Annotated in this window: 9 protein-coding genes and 1 pseudogene; 7 read left to right on the top strand and 3 right to left on the bottom strand. The window is 64.8% G+C overall.

Annotation, left to right across the window (positions count from 1 at the left end; translation table 11 throughout):
* Positions 1 to 315: 315 nt before the first annotated feature.
* Together B3D39_RS19210 and B3D39_RS19205 are read left to right on the top strand one after the other, a co-directional pair.
* Positions 316 to 813 carry a hypothetical protein gene (locus B3D39_RS19210; protein WP_274963614.1) on the top strand — a complete coding sequence of 166 codons (498 nt, stop codon included), beginning with the start codon at positions 316 to 318 and terminating at the stop codon, positions 811 to 813.
* 366 nt (positions 814 to 1,179) lie between these two features.
* Positions 1,180 to 2,100, top strand: a complete 921-nt coding sequence (locus B3D39_RS19205) for an endonuclease/exonuclease/phosphatase family protein (protein ID WP_274963613.1) — start codon at positions 1,180 to 1,182, stop codon at positions 2,098 to 2,100.
* 7 nt (positions 2,101 to 2,107) lie between these two features.
* On the opposite strand, the gene B3D39_RS19200 is transcribed toward B3D39_RS19205, so the two are convergent.
* The 3 genes and pseudogenes from B3D39_RS19200 to B3D39_RS19190 all read right to left on the bottom strand — a co-directional run.
* Positions 2,108 to 3,487 carry an MBL fold metallo-hydrolase RNA specificity domain-containing protein gene (locus B3D39_RS19200; protein WP_274963612.1) on the bottom strand — a complete coding sequence of 460 codons (1,380 nt, stop codon included), beginning with the start codon at positions 3,485 to 3,487 and terminating at the stop codon, positions 2,108 to 2,110.
* Positions 3,456 to 4,454: an LOG family protein gene (locus B3D39_RS19195; protein ID WP_274963611.1), complete on the bottom strand. Its 999-nt coding sequence runs from the start codon at positions 4,452 to 4,454 to the stop codon at positions 3,456 to 3,458. The genes B3D39_RS19200 and B3D39_RS19195 overlap by 32 nt, the downstream gene beginning before the upstream one ends.
* 279 nt (positions 4,455 to 4,733) lie before the next feature.
* Positions 4,734 to 5,268: pseudogene (locus B3D39_RS19190) on the bottom strand (IS5 family transposase); the annotation flags it as partial.
* A 139-nt stretch (positions 5,269 to 5,407) separates the two neighbouring features.
* Between B3D39_RS19190 and B3D39_RS19185 the strand changes: the two are divergent.
* The 5 genes from B3D39_RS19185 to B3D39_RS19165 all read left to right on the top strand — a co-directional run.
* Positions 5,408 to 5,749: a cupredoxin domain-containing protein gene (locus tag B3D39_RS19185; RefSeq protein ID WP_274963610.1), complete on the top strand. Its 342-nt coding sequence runs from the start codon at positions 5,408 to 5,410 to the stop codon at positions 5,747 to 5,749.
* Between the two features lie 27 nt (positions 5,750 to 5,776).
* On the top strand, positions 5,777 to 6,607 hold the full coding sequence (locus B3D39_RS19180) for an FTR1 family iron permease (RefSeq protein WP_274963609.1): 831 nt from the start codon (positions 5,777 to 5,779) through the stop codon (positions 6,605 to 6,607).
* A 100-nt stretch (positions 6,608 to 6,707) separates the two neighbouring features.
* The gene (locus tag B3D39_RS19175) at positions 6,708 to 7,079 is read left to right on the top strand and encodes a hypothetical protein (protein WP_078547140.1); all 372 of its coding nucleotides are present in this window, start codon (positions 6,708 to 6,710) and stop codon (positions 7,077 to 7,079) included.
* Between the two features lie 56 nt (positions 7,080 to 7,135).
* Entirely contained in the window at positions 7,136 to 7,660 is a 525-nt protein-coding gene (locus tag B3D39_RS19170) for an RNA polymerase sigma factor (protein WP_274963608.1), read from the top strand.
* Positions 7,657 to 8,370, top strand: a 714-nt coding sequence (locus B3D39_RS19165) for an anti-sigma factor family protein (RefSeq protein ID WP_286789969.1), incomplete at its 3' end; no start/stop codon positions are given. The genes B3D39_RS19170 and B3D39_RS19165, both read left to right, overlap by 4 nt.

The raw sequence follows: 8,370 nt of genomic DNA, 5'->3' as shown, positions 1-8,370 counted from the left end.
TTCGATCCCTACCGCCGGAGCCATCTTCCCCTCTAGGGTGTTGATTTAGCTACCAAAAGCCTTTCATGGCTTCGTAGGTGTGGCATACGGGTGTTCCATCACCCGAGTTTTGCGTGGGTCCGTCCGAAACAAGGGCGACGCAAGACCATGCACGGCCAACCTCATCTCTCCCGTCGCGGCACTGCCTATCAATGGCGCCGTCGAATCCGGGTGTTTTCCACAAAATTCGTTGACCTGAAGCTCTCCTTGGGGACGACGGATCGCCGTGTGGCGACTATCTTAGCACGCAAGATTAGTGCGGAGAGCGACACATTTATGGATGGCATCATCAGGACCGAGATTTCCCCTCAAGAGGCGCGCGTCTGGCTGGCGGATGTAATCAAGCGCGAGCGGGCGAAGATCGAAAAGTTGCAATTGCTGCGCCGGTTCGACTCCCTCGATCCGCTTGATGATATGCGCCGCGTCAAAACGCTCTCCTCCTGTCGTATCGTGCCGATCCATGCGCGCCTGATCGAGATCGGGTTTCTCGACCATGTGACGAAGATGAAGCGTGCCGGGCACCTTGAACTGTTTCCGGACCTTCGGGAGCCCAAGAGCGGGAAGCACGGCAAGAAACTCGGACGCCGGATGAGACAGATCATCGATGATACGCTGGACGCCGACGGCGCGGCGCTATCTGTCCACAGCTTACGCCATTACGTGCAGAACGCGCTCGAACACGCGGCAATCGACGATAAGATCATTCGCGACATCGTGGGCCATGAAGGGCGCGATATTCACGAGAAGACTTACCACAAACCGCCCCCCACCTGATGCGCCCGGCAATCGATGCTCTGCCACTTTGGGTATGACGGGGATGTGTCAGGCGTTTTTTGGGCGGGGAGCGGCCATTCGCTGCGCTTCTGCCGAATGTCGGCTTGCTGTTGTTCAGCGACATCTCGTTCTTCTGGCTGCGACGCGGTCAAGCACCTCAACTTGCCGCGTGATCGGGGCGTGCGCGGCCCCACTGGGGCCACGGTCCCCTCACACCGTGACACTCTCTTCCGACTTGTGTCGCCTCGCAGCCATTCTGATCCTCCGTTTTCCTAAACATAACGGCGGACCACTTGATTGGGGGAGGATCGAAGGACGCATTCGCGCTGTTCCAAACCGCCCCGCCCATGCGATGCTGACGCCGAGATGCGGATCGCGAGCCTCAATACCCAGAACATGCGCCTGCTGCCGAACCGGGAGCTGGGGCGGCTGCATGGGGCTTGGGACAGCGACGACCCCGAGGACCCGCGCCTCGATCCGATCGACCGGCGGCTGACGGCGGAACTGCTCGCCGGGATCGACGCCGATCTGGTCGCGCTGCAGGAGGTGTTCGACCTCGCGACGCTGGAGCACTTTCACGCGCGCTACCTGCTGCCCACTGGCACGCGGCCTTACCCCGAGCGGGTCTGCCTGCCGGGTAATGACGGGCGCGGGCTCGATTTGGCGGTGCTGTCGCGCCGCGCGCTGGGAACGGTGCGCAGCCATGCCACGCTGACGCCGGGCGATCTGGGGCTGGAGCTGCCCGAGGGCGTCGATCCCGAAATGCCGGTCTTCCGGCGCGATTGCCTGATGGTCGAAGTGGACGCACTGACGCTGTTCGTGACGCATTTCAAGTCGCCCTACCCCGACGAGGCCGCCGCCTGGCGCACCCGGCACCTTGAGGCGCTGGCGACGCGGGCACTAATCGAGCGGCACTTCGACGATCCGGCCGATGCGCTCTGGCTGATCCTTGGCGATCTCAACGAACCCGACGACCCCGAGCGCCCCCTGCCCCGCGCAACGGCACCGCTTGAACACGGGTTCAGCGTGGATCTGATGGCGCGGATGCCCCGGCCCGAGCGCTGGACCTATTACGATCCGCATTCGGGGCGCTACCATTGCCCCGATGTGCTGCTCGCCTCGCCTGCGCTGGCCGCGCGCTACCCCGATGCGGTGCCGCGTATCCTGCGCAAGGGCTTGGGCACCGAGGCCGCCCGCTATCGAGGCGAGCACCTGCCCGGCATCGGCCGCCACCGCCCCCATGCAAGCGATCACGCGGCCGTCACGATCGACCTGCCGGGGCTGTGAAGCGGGGCTAGAGCTCGAAGCTCTGGTGCAGCTCGGGCATCACGACCTTCGCCGGGTCGAGCCCTTTCGCGAAGGCCTCCATCGACTTTTTCTCGCCATGCACGAGGAAGATCTTTTCCGGGTGGCGGGTGCGGGCCAGCCAGCGTTTCAGATCGCTCTGGTCGGCATGGGCGGAGAAGCCGTTGATCGTGTGGATCTGCGCACGCACCGGGATCTCCTCGCCGAAAAGCTTTACGTGCTTCGCCCCGTCCACGATGATCCGCGCCAGCGTCCCTTCGGCGGCATAGCCCACGAAGATCACAGCACTTTCTTGCCGCGCGAGGTTGTGGCGCAGGTGATGGCGCACACGCCCGCCCGTGCACATCCCCGAACCCGCCATGATGACCGCGCCCGCGCGGATCTCGTTCAGTGCGATCGAATCCTGCGTCTCACGGGTAAAATGCAGCTCGGGCAGTTGGAATGGGTCGCGCCCCTTGCGAATGATCTCGGCCAGTTCCGGGCGCAGCGCCTCGTCATGGCGCGCGAAGATTCGGGTCGCGGAGATCGCCATCGGGGAGTCGAGGAACACCCGCAGCGATTTCTCGATCTCGCCCGAGGCCATCCCTTCGCGCAGGAACCACAGCAACTCCTGCGCGCGCTCCAGCGCGAAGGTCGGGACGATGACATTGCCGCCCCGCCCCGTGGTCGCGCGGATCGCGGCGAGGAATTCCGCGATTGAGGCCTCGAGCCCGCGATGGTCGCGCTCGCCATAGGTGGTTTCCATCACCACGATATCTGCATCCTCGGGCGGGTCAGCATCGTTGAGTAGCGGCCGATTGTCAGGGCCCAGATCGCCCGAGAACAGAACCTTTCGGGTGCGGCCATGCTCGGTCAGGTCAAGCCGGATCGAAGCCGAGCCGAGGATATGGCCCGCGTCGAAGAAAGTCGCCTCGATCCCGTCGAACAGCGAGAGCGTCTTGCGATAGGTGGCGTTGCGCCCGAACCGATCGACCGCGTCGAGCGCGTCCATCGTGTCGTAAAGCGCCTCACGCGACCCGCCGCGCCGCCCATGGCGGTGATGATGGCGCGCCTCTTCCTCTTGCAGATGCGCCGCGTCGAGCATCACCAGTCGCGCCAGATCGCGCGTGGCCGAGGTCGTGATGATCTCGCCTTTGAAGCCGCGCTTGACCAGAAGCGGCAGTCGCCCGCAGTGATCGAGATGGGCATGGGTCAGCAGCACCATGTCGATCTCGGAAGGCTCGAAGCCGAATTTCGCGGCATTGTCCTCGGTCAGTTCCGAGCGGCCCTGGAACATGCCGCAATCGATCAGGATCTTGCGCCCCGCGCATTCGACGAGATGGCAGGACCCCGTCACCTCATGCGCGGCACCGTGAAATGAAATCTTCATCATCTCCTCCCATTGGTTCGTCGATATTGCGACCGAACTGCGCATACCAACGCCTGATATCCTCCCAGATCTCCTCGGCGCTTTCGGCATACCAGAACAGGTCGCGGTCCTCGGGGTCGATCACCCCCTCCTCCACAAGGAAATCCGGATCGAAGACCCGGCTCCAGTAGTCGCGCCCGACAAGGATCACCGGCAGCGGGCGGATCTTGCGGGTCTGGATCAGCGTGAGCGTCTCGAACAACTCGTCGAGCGTGCCATAGCCGCCCGGGAACACCACCAGCGCCCGCGCGCGCATCAGGAAATGCAGCTTGCGCAGGGCGAAATAGCGGAAGCGGAAGCACAGGCCCGGTGTGATATAGGGGTTGGGGAATTGCTCGTGCGGGAGCGTGATATTGAGCCCCACCGTGCGCGCACCCGCATCATGCGCACCGCGATTGGCGGCCTCCATCATCCCCGGCCCGCCGCCGGTGACGATCACCAGACGGTTGCCATGCGTGCCCTCGCGCGCACCGACGATCTGGCCGAAAGCCCGGGCGACGTCGTAATAGCGGCTTTTCGCGACGACGCGTCTGGCGATCTCGACGCGGCGGGTCAGATCGTCATTGCTCGGATCGGCCGCGCTGCGGGCCTCCATATCGGCCAGCTTCTCGCGCGCGGCTTCCGGTTCGGGGATGCGGGTGCCGCCGAAGACCACGATCGAATGGGCGATGCCATGTTCGCGCAGCAGCGTCTCGGCCTTCTGGTAATCGAGCTGCAGGCGCGGGCCGCGCATCTCGTCGCGGTTGAGGAAATCGACATCCTCATCGGCCTGCAGGTAGTTCGGATGCGCCATGATCTCGCGGATCAGATCGGGGGCGCGGACATCCTCGTGGCCGGGCTTGGGCTGGCACCACGGCAGATCGACTTCGCGCGCCACGTCATCGGCGGGCTGGGGCTTGGCGCTTTCCTCTTCGATTGTCTCCGACATCGGCTCCTCCTCGATTACCGAACCGGCAGGCTTGCGGTGGCAAGCTTGACGATCTCCTCGGCGCAGGCAAGTCGAACCTTGCGATACAAGTCCACGGTGAAAAATCTTCGAACCCTCCCTGTCGCCAGAAAGGGCAAGAGCGGACGACTTTTGCGCCGCCCGCAGCAGGCGCATCCCGCCGCTACCGTGACCGACTATTGCTCCGCCGTTCTCACGCAGCGTTCTCACAAAAACAAATATCAGCTTAGGGCCGACCGCTACCCGCTCGGTGGCCTGGGCGGAAAGCAGCCCTTCGGCCTCGGGCAGGCTGCTCAGCAGGGCCCCCGCACCGGTGTAGTCGCTGACCTGGCCGGCTGTCATGAAGAACTTGATCGGGCGGCCGTTCGCGTCCGTGACGGCATGCGACTTGGTGTTCATGCCACCCGTTTTCTGATCTTCGAACTCCGCCCAATCAGCCTGCCACGCCCCCCTTTTTCAACCGCAGGCTCGAAGCCGTACGGTGAGCCATGAGATACTTGCGCAGGCTCACTCGAACGCATGGCGTTCGCCTGCTCACATCGATCATCACTGTCTTCCGGTCGGCGGCCTCGGAAGCAAGCCCCTCCATCATCCGGGCGAAAATACCCCGTCCGTGGCTTCTCTCGGACCAGTGGCGTTCAGCCACTCACCTCCAGCGCTTCCATCGGTTGTAGACGGTCTTCGGCGGGCCATACTCTGGCGGCGCATCGGACCAACGCAAGCCATTACGATTAATGAAGATTATTCCGCTCAAGACCCGCCGGTCATCGACCCGCGGCTTGCTTTGGCTCTTTGGAAGTGAGGAAGGTCAGACGCGGCCCGTTCAGCGTCGAGCGCCTATTTGCGGGCGAAACAGCTTAGCCTTTTTATCGGGTATTATTGACCCAAGTGTTTTTGTCGGTTATTCGACGGGCGAACAGACAAGCAGGAACATCATGACCCGTATTTCACGCATCATCCCCGCGTTTATCGTGCTGGCCTGTGCGCCGGCCCTTGCCATGGCAGATGAGGCCGTTCCCACGATCACCCTGACAGACGGTGTCGTCGCGCCGCAAACGATCGACCTGCCAGCAGACACCGGGGTGACGCTGACCGTCTCGAATACCGGCAAGACAGCCGCCGAGTTCGAAAGCAAGCGCCTGCGTATCGAGAAGATCATCGCGCCGGGCCAGACCGAGACGATCGACCTTCCGGCGCTACCTGCTGGCAACTACCCCTTCGTCGAGGAATTCCACGAGGATCTCGACACCGCCAAGGGCACGATCGTCGTCAAATAATCCATCTTCCACCCGCAGGAGAATGTCATGGACGGACAGATCATCTTCATCCTGTGGCGCGAAAGCGTCGAGGCGCTTCTCGTCATCGGCATTCTCGCGGGCTTGCTCGCGCATGAAGGCGCCGGACGCCGGGCGGCGCGCTTTCTTTGGGGCGGCGTGCTGACGGGGCTCGCGCTGGCGCTTACCTTTGCGCTGACGCTGTTGGGCTTCTCGAAGCTTCTGTCGGCGGATGTCCGGCAGGACCTGATGACGGTGATGGTCTTCGTCGCGGCCGGGCTGATCGTGCAGATGGTGGTCTGGATGCGTGGCCATGGCCGCACGCTGAAACGCGACCTCGAGGCCGGGCTGAAAGCCGCCGCGATACGCCAAAGCTGGTGGGCGGTCTTCATCCTCGCGATGGCGGCGGTGGCGCGCGAAGGCTCGGAAACGGTGGTCTTCCTCTATGGCTCGCTCGCGGCGGCAAAGCAGAGCGAGATGGCGGGGGTTCTGGCCTCGATCGCCGTGGGCGTGGCTGCCGCAGGGGCAAGCTATGCGGCGCTGCGGGCCGGGGCGCGTTTCATGCCATGGCGCGGCTTCTTCCGTGTGTCCGAGGTCATGCTGCTGCTTCTGGGCGCGGCGCTCTTCACCACCGGTGTCGATGATCTCGTCTCGGCAGGCATCCTGCCCTTCGGCGCGCCGCTCTGGGATATGAGCGCGGTGCTCGACGACGGCGGTCGTGTTGGCGGACTGATCTCGGCGCTGACCGGCTATCGCGCCGCGCCGGACGCCGCGACGCTGGGCGGCTGGATCGTCTACTGGGCCACGGTCGCAGGTATCCTGCGCTGGCAGAGCCGCAGCCTGCAGGCTCGTCTGGCCTGAGGCCCGTCCTTACAATTCATATTTTTTGCCCCGGCCGGGATTATTCCCGCGCCGGGGTCGTCTTCTTCCCTACAGGACCCAAATCCGAGAGGAGAGGAAGATGAAACGATTTCTGCTGACCACTGCCGTTTTGCTGGCCGCGAGCATTGCGCAAGCCGATCCCGCCAGTGTCACCGACACCGCCAAGGGGCCAACGCTGGTCGATTCCGCGGGCATGACGCTCTACACTTTCGCCAAGGACAGCGAGGGCATGTCCGCTTGCAACGGTCCTTGCGCCACCAACTGGCCGCCGCTGATGGCCACCGCCGAAGATCAGGCGATGGGTGACTGGAGCGTGATCACCCGCGACGACGGCACGAAGCAATGGGCGTATAAGGGCCAACCGCTGTATACTTGGAAGAACGACATGAAGCCGGGCGACGTGACCGGCGATGGCGTCGCCAACGGCGCCTGGAAAGTCGCCCAACCCTGACGCAATCTCCGGGCGGCGTCCCATCGAGGCCGCCCGGTCCAGCAAGGCCCGCCCGTGTGACCCTTCGCACCCGCCATCTGATCGAGGCGCAGATCCCCGCGCTGCGCCGCTTCGCCTTCGCGCTGACCCGCGAGCGCGATGCGGCGGATGATCTGGTGCAGGATTGTCTCGCCCGGGCGCTGACGCGCTGGCACCTCCTGCGCTCGGAGGACAAGCTGCGGGCCTGGCTGTTTCGCATTTTGCGCAACCTCTACCACGATGCGCACCGACACCGCGCGCGGCGCCCCGAGGCGGGTGCCGTCGATCCCGACGATCTCGCCGGGACGACCGTCGACGCCGAGACGGTCGTGTTTCTCGGCGATGTGCTGGGGGCTCTGGCACGCCTGCCGATCGAGCAGCAGGAGGTATTGCTCTTGGTCGGTGTCGAGGATTTCAGCTATGAGGCAGTCGCCCGGATCCTCGGCCTGCCCAAGGGCACGGTCATGTCGCGCCTTGCCCGAGGCCGCGAGGCGCTGCGCGAGATGACCGGCCATGACCGCCCCGACCGCCCGCGCCGTCCCCACCTGCGGAGGCTCAAATGACAGATCCCCATGTGGAGGCCAACATGCTAAACGAGGCGGAGCTGCACGCCTATCTCGACGATCGGCTCCCGCCCGAGGCCCGCGCCCAGGTGCAGACGAAGCTCGCGGAGGATCCCGCGCTGGCGCAGCGGCTCTCCGCGATGCGCGCCGATCGCGACGCCCTGCGCGCGGCCCTCTCCCCGATCCACGCTGCGCCGATCCCGGCGCGGCTGCGCATCGCCCCGCCGACCCGACCGGGCTGGACACGGATGGCGGCCGCTTTTGCGCTCTTTGCCGCAGGGCTTGGCGCCGGTTGGGGGCTGGCTCGTCAGGATGGGAGCGCCCCACCGACCGCCCCACTGAGAGAGCTCGCCCGCGAGGCACAGGTCGCCCATGCGGTCTACACGGTGGAGGTCGTCCATCCGGTCGAAGTCGCCGCACGGGAGCGCGATCACCTGATGGCCTGGCTGACGAAGCGGCTCGACCGCAAGCTCGTCGCCCCGGACCTCTCGGCGCAGGGCTACAGCCTCGTGGGCGGGCGCCTGCTGCCCGCCGATCAAGGCCCCGCCGCGCAGCTGATGTATGAAACCCAAGCGGGGGCGCGGCTGACGCTCTATGTCACGGCGCTGTCCACCGGAGAAACCGCGTTTCGCCTGACCGAGGGAGCGGATGGTGTGGCGAGTCTGATCTGGGTTGTTCGGGGCTACGGCTTCGCCCTGTCCGCACCTTTG

It is taken from the genome of Thioclava sp. UBA3469, assembly GCF_002378135.1.
GTDB lineage: Bacteria > Pseudomonadota > Alphaproteobacteria > Rhodobacterales > Rhodobacteraceae > Thioclava > Thioclava sediminum.
This window is presented reverse-complemented; position numbering and strand designations above follow the sequence as displayed.

Coding starts and splice junctions, on each gene's coding strand:
- B3D39_RS19205 (WP_274963613.1), top strand. CDS start 1,180: ATGCGGATCGCGAGCCTCAATACCCAGAACATGCGCCTGCTGCCGAAC.
- B3D39_RS19210 (WP_274963614.1), top strand. CDS start 316: ATGGATGGCATCATCAGGACCGAGATTTCCCCTCAAGAGGCGCGCGTC.
- B3D39_RS19185 (WP_274963610.1), top strand. CDS start 5,408: ATGACCCGTATTTCACGCATCATCCCCGCGTTTATCGTGCTGGCCTGT.
- B3D39_RS19200 (WP_274963612.1), bottom strand. CDS start 3,487: ATGAAGATTTCATTTCACGGTGCCGCGCATGAGGTGACGGGGTCCTGC.
- B3D39_RS19175 (WP_078547140.1), top strand. CDS start 6,708: ATGAAACGATTTCTGCTGACCACTGCCGTTTTGCTGGCCGCGAGCATT.
- B3D39_RS19180 (WP_274963609.1), top strand. CDS start 5,777: ATGGACGGACAGATCATCTTCATCCTGTGGCGCGAAAGCGTCGAGGCG.
- B3D39_RS19195 (WP_274963611.1), bottom strand. CDS start 4,454: ATGTCGGAGACAATCGAAGAGGAAAGCGCCAAGCCCCAGCCCGCCGAT.